Annotated in this window: 17 protein-coding genes; 11 read left to right on the top strand and 6 right to left on the bottom strand. The window is 70.8% G+C overall.

Annotated elements, in window-relative coordinates:
• Positions 1 to 23 precede the first annotated feature (23 nt).
• Entirely contained in the window at positions 24 to 1682 is a 1659-nt protein-coding gene (locus ACH4D5_RS28840; RefSeq protein ID WP_398307991.1) for a catalase, read from the bottom strand.
• A gap of 311 nt (positions 1683 to 1993) precedes the next feature.
• Here ACH4D5_RS28840 and ACH4D5_RS28845 point away from each other — a divergent pair, with 311 nt between their 5' ends.
• From ACH4D5_RS28845 to ACH4D5_RS28875, 7 genes are all read left to right on the top strand, one after another.
• Positions 1994 to 2506, top strand: a complete 513-nt coding sequence (locus ACH4D5_RS28845) for a DUF1360 domain-containing protein (protein ID WP_398307993.1) — start codon at positions 1994 to 1996, stop codon at positions 2504 to 2506.
• Positions 2503 to 3252, top strand: a complete 750-nt coding sequence (locus ACH4D5_RS28850) for a phosphodiesterase (RefSeq protein WP_398307994.1) — start codon at positions 2503 to 2505, stop codon at positions 3250 to 3252. Before ACH4D5_RS28845 ends, ACH4D5_RS28850 begins: the two co-directional genes overlap by 4 nt.
• Before the next feature lie 97 nt (positions 3253 to 3349).
• Positions 3350 to 3574 carry a DUF5133 domain-containing protein gene (locus ACH4D5_RS28855; RefSeq protein ID WP_398307996.1) on the top strand — a complete coding sequence of 75 codons (225 nt, stop codon included), beginning with the start codon at positions 3350 to 3352 and terminating at the stop codon, positions 3572 to 3574.
• A 160-nt stretch (positions 3575 to 3734) separates the two neighbouring features.
• Positions 3735 to 4877, top strand: a complete 1143-nt coding sequence (locus ACH4D5_RS28860) for a PQQ-dependent sugar dehydrogenase (protein WP_398307998.1) — start codon at positions 3735 to 3737, stop codon at positions 4875 to 4877.
• 223 nt (positions 4878 to 5100) lie between these two features.
• Positions 5101 to 8130, top strand: coding sequence for a family 16 glycoside hydrolase (locus ACH4D5_RS28865; RefSeq protein ID WP_398308000.1), 3030 nt, complete (start codon positions 5101 to 5103; stop codon positions 8128 to 8130).
• A gap of 349 nt (positions 8131 to 8479) precedes the next feature.
• Positions 8480 to 9187 (top strand): FG-GAP repeat domain-containing protein, encoded by a 708-nt coding sequence (locus tag ACH4D5_RS28870; RefSeq protein WP_398308002.1) that lies wholly within the window; start codon positions 8480 to 8482, stop codon positions 9185 to 9187.
• Between the two features lie 69 nt (positions 9188 to 9256).
• On the top strand, positions 9257 to 9928 hold the full coding sequence (locus tag ACH4D5_RS28875) for a response regulator transcription factor (RefSeq protein WP_398308004.1): 672 nt from the start codon (positions 9257 to 9259) through the stop codon (positions 9926 to 9928).
• 14 nt (positions 9929 to 9942) lie between these two features.
• Here the strand turns inward: ACH4D5_RS28875 and ACH4D5_RS28880 are convergent, their stop codons facing one another.
• The 4 genes from ACH4D5_RS28880 to ACH4D5_RS28895 all read right to left on the bottom strand — a co-directional run bounded on the left by ACH4D5_RS28880 (position 9943) and on the right by ACH4D5_RS28895 (position 14677).
• Complete coding sequence (locus ACH4D5_RS28880; protein WP_398308006.1) at positions 9943 to 11340, bottom strand: hydrolase; 1398 nt, start codon at positions 11338 to 11340, stop codon at positions 9943 to 9945.
• Positions 11341 to 11429: 89 nt separating this feature from the next.
• Positions 11430 to 12029 (bottom strand): flavodoxin family protein, encoded by a 600-nt coding sequence (locus ACH4D5_RS28885; RefSeq protein WP_398308008.1) that lies wholly within the window; start codon positions 12027 to 12029, stop codon positions 11430 to 11432.
• A 159-nt stretch (positions 12030 to 12188) separates the two neighbouring features.
• A complete protein-coding gene (locus ACH4D5_RS28890; RefSeq protein WP_398308010.1) occupies positions 12189 to 12542 on the bottom strand; it encodes a hypothetical protein in 354 nt (117 codons plus the stop codon).
• Positions 12543 to 12631: 89 nt separating this feature from the next.
• On the bottom strand, positions 12632 to 14677 hold the full coding sequence (locus ACH4D5_RS28895; protein WP_398308012.1) for a SpoIIE family protein phosphatase: 2046 nt from the start codon (positions 14675 to 14677) through the stop codon (positions 12632 to 12634).
• A gap of 193 nt (positions 14678 to 14870) precedes the next feature.
• On the opposite strand from ACH4D5_RS28895, the gene ACH4D5_RS28900 reads away from it, so the two are divergent.
• Together ACH4D5_RS28900 and ACH4D5_RS28905 are read left to right on the top strand one after the other, a co-directional pair.
• The gene (locus ACH4D5_RS28900) at positions 14871 to 15131 is read left to right on the top strand and encodes a GlsB/YeaQ/YmgE family stress response membrane protein (RefSeq protein WP_398308453.1); all 261 of its coding nucleotides are present in this window, start codon (positions 14871 to 14873) and stop codon (positions 15129 to 15131) included.
• A gap of 167 nt (positions 15132 to 15298) precedes the next feature.
• A complete protein-coding gene (locus tag ACH4D5_RS28905) occupies positions 15299 to 15928 on the top strand; it encodes an alpha-ketoglutarate-dependent dioxygenase AlkB (RefSeq protein WP_398308014.1) in 630 nt (209 codons plus the stop codon).
• A gap of 7 nt (positions 15929 to 15935) precedes the next feature.
• Here ACH4D5_RS28905 and ACH4D5_RS28910 read toward each other — a convergent pair whose 3' ends face one another.
• Positions 15936 to 17309 carry an NAD(P)/FAD-dependent oxidoreductase gene (locus ACH4D5_RS28910; RefSeq protein WP_398308015.1) on the bottom strand — a complete coding sequence of 458 codons (1374 nt, stop codon included), beginning with the start codon at positions 17307 to 17309 and terminating at the stop codon, positions 15936 to 15938.
• Between the two features lie 249 nt (positions 17310 to 17558).
• Between ACH4D5_RS28910 and ACH4D5_RS28915 the strand changes: the two genes are divergently transcribed.
• Both ACH4D5_RS28915 and ACH4D5_RS28920 read left to right on the top strand, forming a co-directional pair.
• A complete protein-coding gene (locus ACH4D5_RS28915; RefSeq protein ID WP_398308017.1) occupies positions 17559 to 18743 on the top strand; it encodes an alcohol dehydrogenase catalytic domain-containing protein in 1185 nt (394 codons plus the stop codon).
• Positions 18740 to 19306 carry an isochorismatase family cysteine hydrolase gene (locus ACH4D5_RS28920; RefSeq protein WP_398308019.1) on the top strand — a complete coding sequence of 189 codons (567 nt, stop codon included), beginning with the start codon at positions 18740 to 18742 and terminating at the stop codon, positions 19304 to 19306. The genes ACH4D5_RS28915 and ACH4D5_RS28920 overlap by 4 nt, the downstream gene beginning before the upstream one ends.
• The last annotated feature ends 2 nt before the right edge of the window (positions 19307 to 19308 follow it).

Here is a 19308-nt window from a genome sequence, read left to right on the forward strand (position 1 = left end):
CGACTGCTCACGGCGCCTTCTCGTCAGCGCGTGACCACATGCCGTTCGTTCGGTACGCAGTGGGTCATGGTCAGGCCGGAGACGTCGCGCGGCGGGTTCTTGCCCAGCCGCTCCAGGCGCGAGCGGTCCTCGTCCGTCAGCGTCTGGCCCGCCAGCGGTTCCAGGTGGGTCACGTCGTCGGGCCCGATGCCCAGTCCTTCGCCGACGCGCAGCCCGAGGTCGTTCTCGACCAGCAGGAAGTGCCAGACCATGCGCTCCTGGACCTTCCGGTCGCACTGGGAGATCAGGTCCACGAAGTTGCGTACGAGATCGTCCCGTTCCCAGTCCTCCATCAGCAGGTAGCGCTGGCCCGCCTGCTGGTAGTCGTTGGTGAGCGGGATCCGCTTGCGGGTGAGCCGGCCCCGGATCTCCGGGCCCTGCTCGTCGTGCGTCGGGTACTGGCCCTCACGCAGCCCGCCCGTGATCGACGGTTCGTAGTTGACCTCGGGGTTCTCGTTCGCCGCCCGGTTGTCGTACGCCATCGCGCCGTCGCGCTGGTTGGTGCGCACTTCCGCGTTCTTGGCCTGGTTCACCGGCAGTTGCAGGTAGTTCGGGCCCACGCGGTAGCGCTGCGTGTCGCTGTAGGAGAAGGTCCGCCCGACGAGCATCTTGTCGTCGGAGAAGTCGAGGCCGTCGACCAGGACACCGGTGCCGAAGGCGATCTGCTCGTTCTCGGCGAAGTAGTTGTCGACCGTGCGGTCGAGCACCATGCGGCCGACGGCCTTCGGCGGGAAGTCCTGCTCGGGCCAGGTCTTGGTGTCGTCCAGCGGGTCGAAGTCCAGCTCCGGGTGCTCGCCGTCCTCCATGATCTGCACGAGCAGTTCCCACTCAGGGTGGTCGCCCCGGCGGATCGCCTCGTACAGGTCCTTGGTGGCGTGGCCGAGCTCGCCGGCCTGTACGTTCGCCGCGTCCTCCTCGGTCATGCTGCGCACGCCCTGCTTGGGCATCCAGTGGTACTTGACGAGGACGGTCTCGCCATCGGCGTTGACCCACTTGTAGGTGTTCACGCCGAAGCCCTGCATGTGCCGGTAGTCCGCGGGGATGCCCCTGGGGCTGAAGAGGTTGACCAGCATGTGCATGCTCTCCGGGGTCTGCGACATGAAGTCGAAGATGCGGGAGGGCTTCTGCTCGTGCGACACGGGGTCGGGCTTCAGCGCGTGGATGACGTCCGGGAACTTCACGGCGTCCCGGATGAAGAAGACGCCGAGGTTGTTGCCCACGAGGTCCCAGTTGCCGTCCTCCGTGTAGAACTTCACGGCGAAGCCGCGCGGGTCACGGGCGGCCTCGGAGGAGTCGCGGCCGCCGATGACGGTGGAGAAGCGCAGGGCCACGTCGGTGCGCTTGCCCTGCTCCTGGAAGAGCTTGGCGCGGGTGTACCGGCTGATCGGTTCGTCGCCCCACTTCCCGTACGCCTCGAAGTATCCGAAGGCGGTGACGCCCCGGGCGTGGACGACGCGCTCCGGGATGCGCTCGCGGTCGAAGTGGCTGATCTTCTCCAGGAAGTGGTAGTTCTCCAGCGTGGCCGGGCCCCGCGCGCCGACCGTGCGCTGGTTCTGGTTGTCGTAGATGGGATGACCCTGCCGGTCGGTGAGCACCGGCCGGGCGTCGTCCGCGGGTGAACCCATGCTGGATACGTCCGTCATGACCATCGGCTCCTTGACGAGATGACCGCGTGCGCGAGCCCGCGTGCGGGCGCGCGTGCGGGCTGGATGGTTGAGCCCAAGTACCCCGCCCCGTCCACGATCACACACATGCGGCCGGGGCGCCGCGCCGGCCGCACGGGGTTCGGCCGTCCGGACGTCGGACCACGCGAACGAGACCGCCGGTCTCCGTTTCCGTCGGCGGCGACGGGTTACCTGTCGCCTGGGCGGCCCCGTCCCTGAGGCGCGAAGGCCGCCGACGCGCTTGAGTGGAGGACACGGTGTTTCAGGACTCTCGTAAGGAAGGCACTGGCGTGCAGCGGATCAGGGGAGCCTTCCGGCGCGCGCGGAGCGCCTACTCCGGCGGGGAGGAACACCGGCTCGGCGGCCACCTCGGCGCCGTGGTCGCCTTCGGCGCGTACACGGCGGCCTGGGGCGCGGCCGTACACCTGCGGAAGACCAAGCTCCCCGAACGCCCCGAGCCCTGGGACCTCCTGCTCGCGGCGACGGCCACCTTCCGGCTCAGCCGACTGCTCAGCAAGGGATCGGTCACCAGCCCCCTCCGCGCACCGTTCACGAAGTACGAGGAGGGCACCGGTCCCGCCGAGGTGAAGGAGAGCCCGCGCGGCGGAGACCTCAGGTCGACCGTGGGTGAACTCGTCACCTGCCCCTTCTGCCTGAGCGTCTGGCTGACGACCACCGTCACCGGCGCCCACCTGCTGTGGCCGCGTGCCACGCGGACCGTGACGGGCGGCCTCTCCACCCTGGCCGTCGCCGACGTCATGCAGCTGGGATACGACTGCCTGGTGCAGAAGAACGGCGAGTGAGCGCCGTGCACCACGAGGCGACCGGCTCCGATGCGCGGGAACCCCTGGGCGTCCGTCTGGCCGCCCGCGCGGCACGGGGCATCGCCCGTCGCCGCCACGCGCCCGCCCTGCACCCCTCCGGCGTCAGCTGCGACGGCGTGCTCACCGTCCGGCCGGGCGATCTCCCCTGGGGTGAGCCGTGGCTCGACGAACCCGGCGAGTACCGGCTCAGGATGCGGTGGTCGCGGGCCGTCGGCCTGCCGGGGAACGTGCCGGACGCGCTCGGGCTCGCACTGCGGGTGTACGACGCGGGAGGCCCCGGCCGACCGCTGGATCTGCTCCTGACCACCAGCGGCTCGGGCCGCCGCACCAGGCATGTGCCGGTGCCGCGGCTCAACGCGCTGGCGGGGCCGTACTCCACGCTGCTCTCCTACCGCGTCGGCACCCGCGCGGCGCTGCTCGCCGCCCATCCCGACGTGACCTCGCCGCTCGTGCCCGGCGGCGTCGCGTCACTGCGCACGGCACTCCGGACGGCTCCGTTGACCTTCCACCTGTGCGCGGCGCTGTCGGGACAGGCGTGGCGCGTTCTGGGCACGATCACCACCGGGCCCGTCCACAGTGCCCCGCCCGCGGACACCGCTTCGTACGACCCGTACGTGAACCGGCTGGCACAGCTGCGCCCCACGGCCCGGTTCGGCGCACTGCGGGAAGCCGCCTATGCCGCGTCCAGGCGCGGACGACAGGCGGGCGACCCCGGACAGCCGTGAAGCGAAATATCCGACCTGCGGAGGAATGCCGGTCCAGGCCCGGGACACAAGAGGCCGCGCACCCCCTGCAAGCAGCGGATATGAGGGAGAACGACCCATGCTCATGGCCCATCTCGTCCTGAAGAACCTGCTCGAGCAGTACGAGGAGCTGCGCACCCTGCACACCCGGACGGGCAGTGCGGAGGCGCGGCGGCGGATGGACGACGTCGCCTATTCGCTGTGCGTGTCGACCGGAACCGGAAGCATCGACGCCGCCCTCGCCGTCGCCCGCTTCCGGCTGCGCCGGGTCGGCGCGGGAAGCGAGCCTCTTGTGCCCGCCTGACCCGCTGTCGCGCGAACGGGCGTGAGGGGGAGGGAGAGGCGGATGAAAATGCAGGGCGCCTTGGTCTACGCCAATGGGGCCCGTCCCAGTATTCTCATCCGTGGCCGGCCAGCACACCATGGTGACCTCCCCCCCATTCGCCGCCTCCAGGAGGATCACGGTGAACGTTCGCACCAGAAGCTCGGCAGTCATCGGCAGCCTCTGCCTCGTCGTCTCCCTCGCCTTCACCACGGCGTCCGCGGACGAGTCCGCAACGCCGCGTCAGAAAGCAGCAGCCAAGGTCGCGCTCAAGAAGGTGGCCATGGCCAAGAACCCGTCCGCCGGTGCCGCAGGACCCGGGGGCACGGTCTGGATAGCCGAACGCGCGGGCACCGTAAGGGTCCTGGGCCCCCAGGGACTCGGCAAGCCCGTCCTCGACATCTCCGACGAGACCACCACCGACGGCGAACGCGGCCTGCTGGGCATCGCGTTCGACAACAAGTTCGCGCACTTCTACATCTCGTACACGGACCTCGAAGGCACCAGCACTGTCGACGAGTTCGCCGTGCGGCACGGCAGGATCCGGCCCGAGACCCGGCGCACCGTCCTCACCCAGACGCAGCCCTACGCGAACCACAACGGCGGCGACATCAAGTTCGGCCCGGACGGCTACCTCTACATCGCCCTGGGCGACGGCGGCTCGGGCGGTGATCCGCACGGCAACGGACAGAACCTCGACACCCTGCTGGGCAAGCTGCTGCGGATCGACCCGCGCGGCGGCAAGCCGTACGCGATCCCGGCGGACAACCCGTTCGTCGGCGACCCGAACGCCAAGGACGAGATCTGGGCGTACGGGCTGCGCAATCCATGGCGGTTCTCCTTCGACGCGGGCACGGGCGACCTGCTGATCGGCGACGTCGGCCAGAGCGACTGGGAGGAGATCGACTGGGCCCCGGCGAGCAGCGACGGCGGCGAGAACTACGGCTGGGCGCGGATGGAGGGCACCCACCCCTTCCGCGGCGCCACCGAGCCCGCGAACCACGTCCCGCCGGTGTACGAATACGGCCGCGGCGGCCTCGGCTGCTCGGTGACCGGCGGATACGTGTACCGGGGCCGCGCGATCCCGGCCCTCAGGGGTCAGTACGTGTTCAGCGACTACTGCGACGGCACCCTGCGCGCGCTGCGCATGGAGCACGGCAAGGTCACCGGCGTCAGCGACCTCGGCGTCAACGGCGGCGAGGTCGTCTCGTTCGTGCAGGGCGGCAAGGGTGAGCTGTACGTGCTCGACATCGGCGGCAGCGTCGCCCGCCTGGACCCCGCGTAGGGGTCACCGCCCGTTGGCCGAGAAGTGCCGGTGGTCCGGGGCGGGCCGGCGCCCGCCCCACTGCCGGCCCGTCGAGCGCGGGCATGCCAAGGCGTGAGCAGTTTTTCCTTTCTCTGGACAAAGTGTGGACGTCCTCGGACACCGTCCCTACGCTGAGCGTCGCTTTGCCACAGAAATCTGCGTAACCCATGCCGGAATCCACCGGAACCACGCAGGAGGAAGAGTGAAGCCACGCCCCGGACCGATATCCGGCCGCACCCGCCGCAGAGCCCGAAGATCCACCGGCCTGCTGCTCACCGCCCTTCTCGGCGGCGGCCTGCTGACGCCCGCCGCGGCCGCGGACGACGACCCGCAGCCCTTCGCGGATCTGCCGCCGCAGGAACCCGGCGTCACCCTGCGGGTGTTCGACGTCCAGACCCCGTTGAAGAAGCTGTGCGACCTCAAGCCCGCACAGACCCCCAATGTCGACAAGCTGATTCCGACCGCCGACTGGACCTCCACGGACGGCTTCGGGTTCAGCAACAACTTCGTGTCGCAGATCATCGGCAATCTGAACGTGCCCGAGGCGGGCGCGTACGACTTCCGGCTGATCAGCGACGACGGCTCCCGGCTCTTCCTCGGCGGCCAGCAGGTCATCGACCACGACGGGCTGCACGGCGCCGAGCCCAAGGACGGCCGGATCACGCTCAACGCCGGATACCAGTCGCTGCGCGTCGACCACTTCGACGCGGGCGGCGAGCAGCAGGTCACCCTCCAGTGGAAGCCGCCGGGGGCGAGCGAGTTCACCGTCGTGCCGAACTCGGTGCTCAGCACGGACGCCGACGTCGTCCGGGTCACGGCGCCCGGCCGCAAGGAGTGCGAGGGGACGTACGACACGCCCGGCGACGGTCTGCCGCTCACCGGGGTCAACCCCGGCTACGAGCTGACCGACCTGCGCCCGAAGGGCTTCGAGCCGCAGGTGTCCGCGATGGACTGGCTGCCCGACGGCCGGCTCGCGATCTCCACGTGGGGCGGGAGCAACGAGACGAAGGGCGAGGTGTACCTGCTCGACCACGTCACCGGCGACACCGGGCCCGAGAAGGTGACGTACAAGAAGATCGCCGACGGGCTCAGGGAGCCGATGGGCATCAAGTACGTGGACGGGAAGCTGTATGTGTCGGAGAAGCACCAGCTGACCGAGTTGAACGACACGAACGGCGACGACGTCACCGACGACAAGCGGAAGATCGCCGAGTGGCCGTACGGCAAGAACTTCCACGAGTTCGCCTTCGGTCTGCTCTACGACAAGGGCGACTTCTATCTGAACCTCTCCGTCGCCATCAACTACGGCGGCGCGACCACCGACCCGCAGCCCGCCCCGAACCGCGGCACGACCATCAAGGTCAACAGGAAGACGGGCAAGGTCACTTACCTCGCCGGAGGCCTGCGCACCCCGAACGGGATCGGGCGCGGCCCGGAAGGCGACCTGTTCGTCACGGACAACCAGGGCGGCTGGCTCCCCGCGTCCAAGCTGGTGCACATCAAGCAGGGCCGGTTCTTCAACCACTACATGAACCCCGACGGGCCCTACGACGACCGGCCCGTCACCAAGCCGGTGCTGTGGCTCCCGCAGAACGAGATCGCCAACTCGCCCAGCACGCCCATGCGGCTGAAGAAGGGGCCGTTCGCCGGGCAGATGGTCTTCGGTGACGTCACGTACGGCGGACTGCAGCGGGCGGACCTGGAGAAGGTGAAGGGCGAGTACCAGGGCGCGGTGTTCCGGCACACGCAGGGGCTGGAGTCCGGCATCACCCGGATCAGTGAGGGCCCCGACGGCGCGATCTACACCGGCGGACTCGGCGCCGACGGCAACTGGGGCCAGGAGGGCAAGCTCCGCTTCGGCCTGCAGAAGCTGACGCCGAACGGCACGACCGCCTTCGACATCAAGACGATGCGCGCGACCCGCGACGGCTTCGAACTCACCTACACCAAGCCCCTGTCCGAGGAGACCGCGGCCAAGCTGACCAAGGGCGCGTACGCCGTCGAGCAGTGGCGCTACGCGCCGACGCCCGCCTACGGCGGCCCGAAGATCGACGAGGAAGTACTGCCCGTCACCTCGGCGAAGCTCTCCGACGACCGGCGCAAGGTGCGGCTCACCATCCCGGGGCTCAGGAGCGACCGCGTCGTCCACGTCCGCTCGCCGCGCCCGTTCTCCGCGTCCTCGGGTGAGCAGCTCTGGTCCACCGAGGCCTGGTACACCCTCAACGCCAAGCCGGGCCCGGACGAGCCCGTCACCACGTACGACGCCGAATCGGCGCGGCTGTCCGGCGGCGCGGGCATCGACACCGAGCACGCCGGCTTCACGGGCGCGGGCTTCGTCGACGGCTTCGGTGAGCAGGGCGCGAAGGCGACCTTCGACGTCGAGGTGGCGAAGAAGGGCACGTACGACGTCGGCCTGCGGTACGCCAACGGCCCGCACCCCTCCCCCGGCACCAAGACGGTCGGCGTCAGCGTCAACGGCGCCCCCGCCGAGCGGACCAGCCTGCCGTCGACCGGCACATGGGACCGCTGGTCCACCAGGACGGAACGCCTCGAACTGCGCAAGGGCCGCAACACCATCACCTACGGGGTGGGGGCCGGGGACACCGGGCACGTCAACCTCGACGCGGTCGAGATCCGGCGCCCCGGGGCGCGGATCGACCTCTTCTCCGGCGGCAGCGTCGCGTCGGCCTGGCAGCACACCGACGGCCGCAGCGCCGAATGGCCGCACACCGCCGAGAAGTCCATGGAGGTCTGCTGCGGCGACCTGCGCACGAAACAGCACTTCGAGGACTTCAGGCTGCACGTCGAGTTCCGGGTGCCGAAGCTCCCGGACGACGTCACAGGGCAGGACCGCGGCAACAGCGGTGTCTACCTCCAAGACCGGTACGAGGTGCAAATCCTGGACTCGTACGGCGTCCCGAAGCTCGCGGACAACGAGGCAGGGGCGATCTACCGGAAGAAGGCCGCCGACCTCAACGCCTCGAAACCGCCGGAGACCTGGCAGACGTACGACGTCACGTTCCGTGCCGCCCGCTTCGACGCGGACGGCAAGAAGACGTCGGACGCGCGGGTCACGGTGGTCTGGAACGGCCGGAAGGTCCACGACGACGTGGCCGTCGACGGCCCGACCGGCGGGGGCGACCCGGAGTCGGCGGCGGCAGGCGCCATCCGGCTGCAGGACCACGGCAACAAGGTCCGGTTCCGCGACGTGTGGGTGGAGCCGCTGTCCTGACCGGGCCGGGCCCGGTGAGGGGGGCGGCTTCCCCGGCTCTTGGCCGAACCAGGGAAACCTGGGCCGGAGCGGCCCCCCGGGGGAACGCCGCTGAACCAGCCCTGTGCGCCAAGTCCCCCGATTCGCAATCTTCACGCATGCGCGCACCGGAGCGTCCCACCCTCGCGTTCCAGGCAACCTGCGTTCCCCCAGGTCACAGCACGTTTCTGCATTCCAGCGTCCCCAACTTCCCGGCAACCGTGGCGGTCGGGACGGCTCCCGCCGCAGGGTGGATCCGTGCTCACCGGCCGCGCATCCACGGCCCGGTTGCCGAGCACTGATCCGCAGCAACGACATTGGGAGTACGTACATGGTTCGCAAGCACTCACGTCTGATCGCCGTGCCGGTCGCGGCCGTCGCCCTGACCCTGACGCTCGCCGGTCACCAGGCCGGCGCGGCCGAGGTGTCGGCGGCGGCCCCGTGTCTGGCCGGTGCCACGACGCTGGTCGGCGACCTCGACGGCGACGGCCGTCCGGACAAGATCACGAATCCGGGGCACACCGGCACCAAGATGACGGTGCAGTGGGGGGCCGCCGACGGCACGTTCGGTGTGAAGCACTCCGTCGGCAAGCTGCTCGGCGCCAAGCCCGGCGAGGTCGCCACCGCCGCGGTCGCCGACTTCCAGAACGACGGCAAGCTGGACATGGTCGTCAACATCGTCGAGCCGTCCGGCGGGGACGACCCGGCGACGGCCCGCGTCGCCGACTACCGCCCGGGCCCGCTCAAGCGCGCGAACCTGGCCTCGGCGCGCGCCCGGCACCTGGACATCGGTGAGGCCGGCGAGGCCCGCCAGCTCCGCGTCGCCAACTACGGCGACGACGCCTACCCGGACCTCGCGATCCTGAACTACGCCGGTGACGGCGTCCTCGAGCGGAACGTGCGCCTGTCGAAGGCGGCCAGTGGCCCGGGCAAGTACAACCAGGACCACGAGCAGAAGTACGGCGACTGGGGCACTCCGGCCGAGCCGCCGGCCATGCCCAGCGGCGGCTGGAAGCACTTCTACAAGTCCTGCTCCTGATCCACCCCCTCGGGCGCCGCCGGTCCTCCGTCCACCGGCGGCGCCCTCCGCCCACGTGAGGAAGATCCCTTGTCCACGCCAGTCGCCGACATGCCGGCCACCGACATACCCGTCACCGCTCCGAAGACGAACCGGGTGCGGGTCGCCGTCACCGCACCCGACCCGATCAGCCGCGAGGGAGTCCGCAGCCAGCTGCGCCGGCAACCGGAGGTCGAACTGTGCGAGAGCTCCGGGCCCGCCACCGTCGCCCTGCTCGTCGAGGACACCCTCGACGACGCGGCGCTCGCCCGGCTGAGACGCACCGTGCGCGGTGAGGGCGCGCGTGCCGTGCTCGTCACGGGTGCCGTCCGTGAGCACGAGCTCATCGACGTCATCGAGTGCGGTGTCAAAGCCGTCGTCTGGCGCCGCGAGGCGACCGCCCAGCGCCTGGTGCAGGCGGTGCTCACCGCCGCCCGGGGAGGCGGCGACCTGCCCGCCGATCTGCTGGGCCAGCTGATCGGCCAGGTGCGGCGCCTGCACCGGGGCGGCGCCGACGAGCCGGGCTTCTTCTCGGGCTTCACCAAGCGCGAGATGGACGTGGTGCGCCTGGTGGCCGAGGGACTCGACACCGCGCAGATCGCCTTGAAGCTGTCGTACTCCGAACGGACCGTCAAGAACGTGATGTACGGCCTCACCACCCGCCTGCACCTGCGCAACCGGGCACACGTGGTGGCGTACGCGCTGCGCGAGGGCTACATCTGAGGGCCGCCCCGCTCTCATACGGTGAAGCGGACCGATTCGAGCTGGAGGTTCTCCTCCATCGGACTGCCGCCGTACTTCCAGTCGCCGGGGTCGGTGCACGTCTCGCCCGTCCACTGCCGGTCCTTGATGTACGTGTCGTGGCAGACGGCGCCGTCGAAGACCTTGAGGGTGAATCCCTGCAGGGCGGGGTCCGCCTCCTCGGTGCTGCCGAGGACCATGTCCTCCTCGTCGTCCGCGTTCTCCCACTGGTCGCCGTTCCGCCAGCCCTCACCCACATAGGCACCGGCGCCGGTGACGCCCTGGGTGTCGGAGACGGCGATGTCGAGGGCCTTGATGGCCGTGCCCGCCGTGCCGGCCTCGGCTCCGTCGCACACCGGGGTCTGCCAGCCTTCGCCCTGGACGAAGACGCGGTAGCAGATGTGGCGGCCCTCGCTGCTGCCGGCGAGGTCGCGCACCGCGGTGGCCGCCGTCTCCTCCTCCGGCTCTTCCTCTCCGCCACCGCCGCCGCCGTCTCCGCCGCCGCCCTCCGGTTCCGCCGGTGGTTCCTTGTCGGGCTTCTCCGCGGGCTCCTCCGGCTTCTCGGCGGGCGGGGACGGCGCGCTGCTGGCCGGCGGGGGCGGGCCGGCCGGCTCTACCTTGCCTGCCTCCTGCGGCTTCTCCCGCGCCGCGGTCTGCATCTGCGGCCGGTACGTCAGCCAGATCGTCACGAACGCGATCGTCACCGCGAGGAGCAGGCCGAGGGCGGCGGCCAGCCAGCCCGGCAGGACCCCGCGCTGCACGAAGGTGCCCGCCACGTCCACCGGCTCGGCGCCGGAGCGCCGCACGGCCAGCGAGTAGGGCTGCTCCTGCTTGGCGCCGAACCAGATGATCTGCTGGGGCCGCAGCGTCGCCTTCACGAACGCGGCCCGGCCCGGCTCGATCTGGACGTTGCCGGGGTCCAGGTCGTACGTCAGCCGGTCGCCGCTGTCACCGCCGCTGAGCGACGCGGTGACCCTGGTGTTGCCGAGGTTGTCCACCGCCAGCTGCGGCCGCCCCCGGAACCACCCCTTCACCGTCGGCGGCACCAGCTCGGCGCGCACCTCGGTGAAGGGCGTGACGGTGAGGTTCCCCTCGGGGACGGTGACGGCGCCCCGCTGTTCCGTCGGCGTGATCCGCACCGCGTACGGGATCGGTCCCGCGGTCGCGTCCGGGGTCCGCGGCGGGGCGAACGTCAGCTCCACCGTGCCGGTCGTCCCCGGGTAGAGCCGCAGCAACGGCGGCTCCACCGTGGTCCAGGCGGCGGCGTCACCGACCGGTTCGAAGCGGTAGGCGTCGACGATGTCACCGGTGTTGCGCACCCGCAGCAGCACCGTGGCGCTGCCGCCGGGGTCGACGGTCGTGGAGGCGGGTTCCAGGGAGGTCCAAAGGCTCACGTCACGACGCTAGGAGAGCCCGCGCCGCGTGTCAGGAGCCCGCCGGGCAGATCCGGTTGCCCGAACAGGCACGCGCGTGCGTGCGCTCGTCAGACCGCCGGGTAGGGGTGGTCGTTGAGCAGGCCGGCGAGGTGGACCGCGTTGGCCGCGAGTGTGCGGGTGGTCTCGGCGACCTCGTCAGGGGTGGCTTCGAGGTCCTGGTAGTCGGTGCCGTGCTGCGCCTCACCGACCCAGTACGTGACGGCGTTGGGGGCCAGGGAGAAGCCGATGTCGTTGAGCCCCTGGAACGTGTCGGCGCTGACCTTGTGCGCCCCGTCCTCGTTGCCGACGACGGCGACCACGGCGACCTTCCCGTAGGTGAAGGGGCGGCCCTGCTCGTCGGTCTCCGAGGACTCGGCGTTGAGCCGTTCGAGGACGCGCTGGCAGATGCTGGAGGGGTGGCCAAGCCAGATGGGTGTGGCGATCAGGAGGATGTCGGCCTGCAGGACCTTCTCCCGCAGCGCCGGCCAGGCGTCGTCGCCGCCCATGTCGATAGCGACGCCGGGGAGCACCTGGTGATCGGCTACGCGGACGGTCTCGGTGGTGACGTCGAGCTTTTCGAGTTCGCGCAGCACCTGGTCCGAGAGCAGCTGGCTGCTGGAGGGTGCCGGGGACGCGTTGAGGGTGCAGACCAGAGAGAGGGCGCGCATCGCATTTCCTTCTGTGAAGTGACTTCAGAGGGTCCGCCACCAGGCTGCGCACAGGACCGGCGGTGCCGCCAGGTGGCCGCCGGGGGCGGAGACCACCCCGCGTACCCGGGACCGACCCCGTGATGCGCGCCGACAGGGCCGGGTGCCGACGTGGGCCTCCTACTCCTCCGCTTCCTCGCTCTCGAAGTGCAGGGCGATGGACCTCAGCACGTCCGCGGAGGTCACGTCCATGCGTCCCTCGTCGTGGACCTCGGCGAGCTGTGCGAAGGAGAAGGCGAAGGCGGACGTGATCTGTTCGATGACGGGCCCCAGTTCCTGGCCCACCACCGCGGCGACCTCGATGGGGGTGGCTTCGGCGGGGAGTTCGATGCGCGGCAGCATCTCCTCGAGCATCGCACCGACCGCGCCGCTGTTCTCGATCTCTCCGTCCGGGTTCTCGCGTACCTGCCGGCGCATCTCGAGCGACTCGGTGAGGATGCCGACGACTCGTTGAATGATCTCGCGCTGCTCCATACGGCGAAGCCTAGACGCAGGAGAGTTGGCGGGCGGGGACCGCGGACCCGGCTTCGTCGGTCCGCCGGCCGGGGTCATGCCGCGGGCTCTCAGCTCTCGGGCGCGGTGAAGTCGCACCAGACGGCCTTGCCCTCGCCTCGCGGCTCGACGCCCCAGCGTGCCGCGACCGCCTCCACCAGCAGCAGGCCGCGCCCGGAGGTGGCGGTCTCGCCCGGGGATCTCCTGCGGGGGCGGTCGCTGGAACGGTCGCCCACCGAGAGGCGGACGCGGCGCGGCGGGCCGGAGAGGACCTCCAGCGTGAGGATGGCGCCCGCGTCGGTGTGGACCAGGGCGTTGACGAGGAGTTCGCCGGCGGCCACCTCGACGTCGTCGGCGACGGCGCCGAACCCCCACGCCGCGAGGTGTTCGCGCAGCGCGGCGCGCGCGTCGGTGAGTCCTTCCGGGTCGGCCTGGTGGACGTACCGGTGGATGCGGGGTTCCTGGGGTGTGCCGGGGTCGGGGAGCCGGCGCAGGACCAGGAGCGCCACGTCGTCGCCGGTGCCCCATCGCTCCCACAGGGCGTGCGAGAGGTGGTCCGCCAGTTCCTCGGCCCCCTCGGGGCCCGCGCGCATCTCGTCGGCGAGGTTCCTGATGCCGGTGTCGAGGTCGAGTCCCGCGTCCTCGACGAGTCCGTCCGTGCAGAGCACCATGGTCTCGCCCGGCACCAGGTCGAGCCGCACCTCGGGGTAGTCCTCCATGCCGAAGTCGGTGGCCAGTCCCAGCGGCAGTCCGCCGGCGACGCGCGGCACGCCCACCCTGCCGTCCACGTGCCGCACGAGGGGCGGCAGGTGTCCGGCCCGTACGGCGCGCGCGATGCCGGTGGCGGGGTCGAACTGGGCGTAGGTGCAGGTGGCGAACCGCTCGGTGTCCAGCTCGGCCAGGAAGCGGGAGGCGCGGGACAGCACGGTGCCGGGCGGGTGTCCCTCGCCGGCGAAGGCGCGCAGGGCGATGCGCAGCTGTCCCATGATGGCCGCGGCGTGGGTGTCGTGTCCCTGGACGTCTCCGACGACCAGGCCGATCCGGCCCCGGGGCAGGGTGACGACGTCGTAGAAGTCGCCGCCGACCTCGCGGCCGCCCCAGGCGGCGTGGTAGCGGACGGCGACCTCGGAGTCCGGGACGGCGGGGATCCCGCGCGGCAGCATCGTGGCCTGGAGGCTCTTGGCGAGGTCGCGTTCCTCGTCGAAGAGCATGGCGCGCTGCAGCGACTGGGCGACGATTCCTGAGAGGCCGATGCAGAGGTTGCGGTCGGCGTCGGTGAAGTCCTTCCTGCCGCGGTAGAAGAGTGCGAGGCCGCCGATGGCGCGGTCCTGGGCGACCAGCGGCAGGAACGCCGCCGAGTCCAGCTTCATGTGCTCCACGTACGGCCGCAGGTGGGTGAGGCGCCTGGCGAGATCGGGCAGCGAGCCCACGAAGCGGGGCCGCCGGGTCATGACGGCCTCGGCCAGCGGCAGCGACTGGTCGAACTTGTACAGCTTGAGCTCGTCGAGGGCCTGCATCGTCTGGCCCACCAGGGCGATCAGCTTCAGGTTGTCGCCCTCGACGAGGCCGAGGACGAGGCCGTCGGCGGCGAACCGGTCCAGGCCGCTGGCGCCGGACAGCACGGCGACCACGTCGTCGACCGTGACGGCCCGCGAGAGCGCCTCCGTGGTGCCCTGCACCATCAGGGCGATGCCCTGGCGCCGCTCCTCCCTGGGGTCGATGGCGGCGAGCTCCGACCCGTCGTCCTCGGCCGTCCGCAGGACTCCGAGGACGCGCACGGCCCGGCCTTCGTCGTCGCGCAGGATGCGGCCGCGTGCGTGGCTGAGGTGGATGGAGCCGTCGCGGTGCCGGGCCCGAAAGTAGACGCCGTACGTGTTCTCGCCGGCGGTGACGGCCCGGGTCACCGCGTAGTTGATGCGCACGGCCTCCTCGGGCGGAATGCGCTTCTGCAGTGAGGTCACGAAGCCGTTGAACTCGTCGGGCCGCAGGTCGAGCACCGCGAGGGACCCGGCGTCGAGGCTGAGCTCGCCGCTCACCAGGTCCCAGTCGAAGCTGCCCACACCGGTCAGGAGCAGGCGCTGGGCCGGCTCGACGGGTGGCTTCTTGGCTGACGTCATGGCTGTCTCCGTATGCCGCTCGGCCACCCTATGCGCCGGGTGCGCCACTCGCCCGCCGGAATCCGGTCCGGCCTTTCGTCCTCCGCCAAACGGGACCTTGGTCCTGTGTGAGCCGCTCTCGAAGGGACATTCGATGTGTGACGTCGGGCTGGCACTCCAGCGCCGACCTGCGCACAAGGAAAGGAACGTGCTCGTGGGCATCATCGCCTGGATCCTGATCGGTCTCATCGCCGGGGCCATCGCCAAGGCCCTCACTCCCGGCAAGGACCCGGGAGGCTGCCTGGTGACCATGTTGATCGGCATCGTGGGCGGCCTGCTGGGTGGCTGGCTGGGCAAGGTGATCTTCGGCGTCCACTCGATCAACGGCTTCTTCCACCTGTCGACCTGGATCGCCGCCATCGTGGGCTCCGTGATCGTCCTGTTCGCCTACCGCATGTTCACGGGCAAGCGGTGACATGGCCGTACCGCGGCCGCACCGTGGCCGCACTCATCGGGAGCGCGCACCCTCGCGGGGTGCGCGCTCCCGCGCTTTCCGCGGCGGGTTGCCTCAGCACGCTTTCCGTGGTGGGTTGCCCGAGCACCCATTAGCTCAAGCGTTCGATTCCCGAGTACAGTGGACGCATGGCAACGCACCAGCTCCAGGGATCGCTCTTCGACCAGGGCGACGACGTGCGCCTGGGCTCCCTGGACGGCATCCGCAGGACGGTCCTCGGCGACGGGGCGTGGCTCGACCTGCTGCCGGGCTGGCTCAGCGGCGCCGACGTCCTGTTCGAACGGCTGGCCGCGGACGTCCCGTGGAAGGCCGAACGCCGGCAGATGTACGAGCGCGTCGTGGACGTACCGCGCCTCCTCGCCTTCTACGGCGCCGGGGAACCCCTCCCCCACCCCGTACTCGACGAAGCCCGGCAGGCCCTCTCCGCGCACTACGCCGCCGAGCTCGGCGAGGCGTTCACGACGGCCGGCCTCTGCCACTACCGCGACGGACGCGACAGCGTGGCCTGGCACGGCGACCGCATCGGCCGGGGCGCCCGCGAGAACACGATGGTCGCCATCCTCTCCGTGGGAGCGCCCCGGGACCTGCTGCTCCGCCCGCGCCGCGGCGGCGCGACCGTCCGGCACCCGCTCGGACACGGCGACCTGATCGTGATGGGCGGCTCCTGCCAGCGCACCTGGGAGCACGCCGTCCCCAAGTCGGCCCGGGCGACCGGCGGGCGCATCAGCATCCAGTTCCGGCCGCACGGGGTGCGCTGAAGCCGCCTCAGCTCCTACGGCGGGTGAGCAGGCGGCGCACCACCTTGGTGAGCACGGTCGGCCGGAACAGCAGCGTGGGCGGGGCCGTCATGTTGAGGACCCGCACGAAGCGCGCCCACACGTCCGGCTCGTGCACGGCGAGCGCGAAGACCTGCTGGTTGTACCAGTGGGCGAAGCGCGCGGACAGCGGCTGCCTGCCGGGTGCCCACATGAGGTCCGAGCTGGTGGCCATGGTCCAGGGGACTTGGATGACGCGGGCCGCCGCGCGCTGGTAGGCGCGGCTGAGTCCGTCGAGTCCCGACGGCCCGGTCCGGTGGCGGGCCAGGAGCCGCCCGAGCAGCTCCGCTTCGAGCGCGGCGACCGTGAGTCCTTGGCCGTAGACCGGGTTGAACACGCAGAGCGCGTCGCCGAGGGCGATCAGGCGTTCGGGCCAGCGGGCGTTCTTGTGGTGCAGGCGCCACTCGTTGCCGGGGTTGGTGTAGCGGTGCACCGGGCCCTGTCGGGTGCCGCGCTTGATCTGTTCGGCGAGGCGGGGGTTGTCGAGGGTGTGGGCGAAGTCGAGGTAGCCCTCGTCGTCGGTGGGCGGCACGTGCTCGTCGACGCCGAGCAGTGAGCACATCCAGCGGTGGTGTTCCACGGCGAGCACCACGCCGCCGCGTGTGACGTCGGGCGCGAAGGCCATCTGGTAGGCGACGTCGAAGTCCTGCTGGTCGTCCGGCGGGCGTTCGATGAGCGCGGAGGTGTAGGTGATCTTCGCTTTGACGACGGTCTTGGCGGAGACGGGCAGGCCCGCGTCGATGAGCCAGCGGTCGACGGAGGTGGCGCGGCCCGAGGTGTCGACGACCAGGTCGGCGGTGACGTCGGTGGCCTCGTCGGCGCCCTCGGTGCGGTAACGGACCCGGTCGAGGCGGCCGGGGGCGCTCGCGGTCACCGTCTCGCAGCGGGTCGCCGGGAGCACGCGCACGGCGGGGAGGGCGGCCACCCGCTGCCGCAGGCGCCGTTCGAGCTCGTCGCGCGTGAAGGTCTGGACGGGGATGCCGACCTTGGTACGCGGCGCGTAGCCCGTCGGCAGCAGGAAGTTGATCCGCTCGCCATAGTCGAAGACGGGCGCGCCCAGTTCGGCAAGCTCCGCCCGGAGCCCCGGAAAGAGCCCTTCCAGCGCCTCGCCGCCCCGGGCGAGCAGCGCGTGCGCGTGATAGCCCTGCGGAACGTGAGGGTGGACCCCGGTGTCCGTCCGCACCTGGTCGCGCTCCAAAACCAGCACCTCGGCGAAGTGGTCGGCCAGGACCCGCGCGGTCACGAGTCCGGCATACCCCCCGCCGACGACGACAGCCCGCTCCCAGCGGGTCTCGGGCGACGAGCTGTGCTGCTTCGTGGTCATGGCCGTCCCATTCCTCTCGGCTCAGGTCCACGTCACTTCACAGGGTGGCGGCACGGTTCTCAAGACCGCCGGGGGAGCGCACTGAAGCACGCCCCCGGGACGGATTCGGAGCTTCCGGTCTTACGCAGGGGATCTCGGGTACACGTCACGGGCCGTCCTCGCCCATGTGGCGGACCGGCGCACTGTGTGGGCAGCCTGGGAGGAGCCCACACCCGGCCAGACGCAAGCCAGCAAGGAAGGTACGTCCTCATGCGTGCTCTCACATGGCAAGGCAAACGCGACGTACGCGTCGACGACGTCCCCGATCCCCGTATCGAGAAGCCGGACGATGTGATCGTCCAGGTGACGTCGACCGGCATCTGCGGCTCGGACCTCCACCTCTACGAGGTCCTCGGGCCGTTTCTCGACGTCGGCGACATCCTGGGCCACGAGGCCATGGGTGTCGTGGCGGAGAAGGGCCCCGACGTCACCGCATTGGCCGTAGGCGACCGCGTGGTGATTCCGTTCAACGTCTCCTGCAACACCTGCTGGATGTGCCGGCAGGGGCTGCAGTCGCAGTGCGAGACGACCCAGGTCACATCCATGGGCAGCGGCGGCTCCCTGTTCGGCTACACCAAGCTCTACGGTCAGGTTCCCGGCGGGCAGGCCGAGCTGCTGCGCGTGCCCTTCGGCAACACCTTGCCCATCAAGGTGCCGGAGGGCCCGCCGGACGACCGTTTCGTCTACCTGTCCGATGTGCTGCCCACCGCCTGGCAGGCCGTGGAGTACGCCGACATCCCGCCCGGTGGCAGCGTCACCGTGCTGGGCCTCGGCCCCATCGGCGACATGGCCACACGCATCGCGCGGCTGCGCGGGGCGGAGCTGGTGATCGGTGTCGACCTCGTGGACACCCGGCTCGAACGCGCCCGGCGCAACGGCGTCACCGTCCTCGATCTGCGGCAGCACGAGAAGGATCTGGGGGACGCCGTCCGCGAACTCACGCAGGGGCGCGGCACGGATGCCGTGATCGACGCGGTCGGCCTGGAAGCGCACGGGGCGCCGGTGGCGAAGGCCGCCCAGTGGGCGACCGGGCTGCTGCCCGACAAGCTCGCCCGCCCCCTGATGGAGAAGGCCGGTGTCGACCGCATGGGCGCGCTGCTCGCGGGGATCGACGCGGTCCGGCGCGGCGGCACCCTCTCGATCAGCGGCGTCTACGGCGGGGCGGCCAGCCCGATGCCCTTGCTGACCATGTTCGACAAGCAGCTCCAGGTGCGCATGGGCCAGGCCAACGTATGGCGCTGGGTCGAGGACATCCGCCCGCACCTCACGGACGACGACCCGCTGGGCGTCGACACCTTCGCCACGCACCACCTGCCGCTCCAGGACGCCCCGGCGGCCTACGCGACCTTCCAGGCCAAGGACGACGGCATGGTCAAGACACTCCTGAAGCCATGACCGAGCAGCACGGCGCCGAGAGCGCCCTGATCGTGATCGACATGATCAACACGTACGACCACCGGGACGCGGAGCTGCTGCTGCCCTCGGCACGCAAGGTCGTCCCGGTGGTCGCGGAGCTGCTGGCGGCGGCCCGCGCGAGCGGCGTCCCGGTGATCTACGTCAACGACAACTTCGGCCAGTGGCGCTCCCACCAGGGAGAGCTGATCGACGCCGCCATGGCCGGGCCGCACGCGGACCTGGTCGAGCCGATCCGGCCGGACGACGACTCGCTGTTCGTCGTGAAGGCCCGCCATTCGATCTTCTACGAGACCCCGCTCGCCTATCTCCTGTGGCAACTGGGCGTCCAGGACGTGACGCTGTGCGGTCAGGTGACCGAGCAGTGCGTGCTGTACTCCGCGCTTGACGCCCACATCCGGCATCTCGACGTGACGGTGGTGGTCGACGCGGTCGCCCACATCCACCCGCATCTCGCCGAGGCCGCCCTGGAGATGATGCGGATCAACCTCGGAGCCCGCCTCGCCCACGGCAGCGAGGTCACGTTCACCGAACGGCCCACGTAAGC

The sequence above is a fragment of the Streptomyces sp. NPDC018029 genome, assembly GCF_044327655.1.
Lineage (GTDB): Bacteria > Actinomycetota > Actinomycetes > Streptomycetales > Streptomycetaceae > Streptomyces.

What these genes read in the sequence shown, in the direction of transcription:
- ACH4D5_RS28840 (WP_398307991.1), bottom strand. Translation starts at nt 1,682, where the DNA reads ATGACGGACGTATCCAGCATGGGTTCACCCGCGGACGACGCCCGGCCG.
- ACH4D5_RS28855 (WP_398307996.1), top strand. Translation starts at nt 3,350, where the DNA reads ATGCTCATGGCCCATCTCGTCCTGAAGAACCTGCTCGAGCAGTACGAG.
- ACH4D5_RS28870 (WP_398308002.1), top strand. Translation starts at nt 8,480, where the DNA reads ATGGTTCGCAAGCACTCACGTCTGATCGCCGTGCCGGTCGCGGCCGTC.
- ACH4D5_RS28885 (WP_398308008.1), bottom strand. Translation starts at nt 12,029, where the DNA reads ATGCGCGCCCTCTCTCTGGTCTGCACCCTCAACGCGTCCCCGGCACCC.
- ACH4D5_RS28890 (WP_398308010.1), bottom strand. Translation starts at nt 12,542, where the DNA reads ATGGAGCAGCGCGAGATCATTCAACGAGTCGTCGGCATCCTCACCGAG.
- ACH4D5_RS28895 (WP_398308012.1), bottom strand. Translation starts at nt 14,677, where the DNA reads ATGACGTCAGCCAAGAAGCCACCCGTCGAGCCGGCCCAGCGCCTGCTC.
- ACH4D5_RS28905 (WP_398308014.1), top strand. Translation starts at nt 15,299, where the DNA reads ATGGCAACGCACCAGCTCCAGGGATCGCTCTTCGACCAGGGCGACGAC.
- ACH4D5_RS28910 (WP_398308015.1), bottom strand. Translation starts at nt 17,309, where the DNA reads ATGACCACGAAGCAGCACAGCTCGTCGCCCGAGACCCGCTGGGAGCGG.
- ACH4D5_RS28915 (WP_398308017.1), top strand. Translation starts at nt 17,559, where the DNA reads ATGCGTGCTCTCACATGGCAAGGCAAACGCGACGTACGCGTCGACGAC.
- ACH4D5_RS28920 (WP_398308019.1), top strand. Translation starts at nt 18,740, where the DNA reads ATGACCGAGCAGCACGGCGCCGAGAGCGCCCTGATCGTGATCGACATG.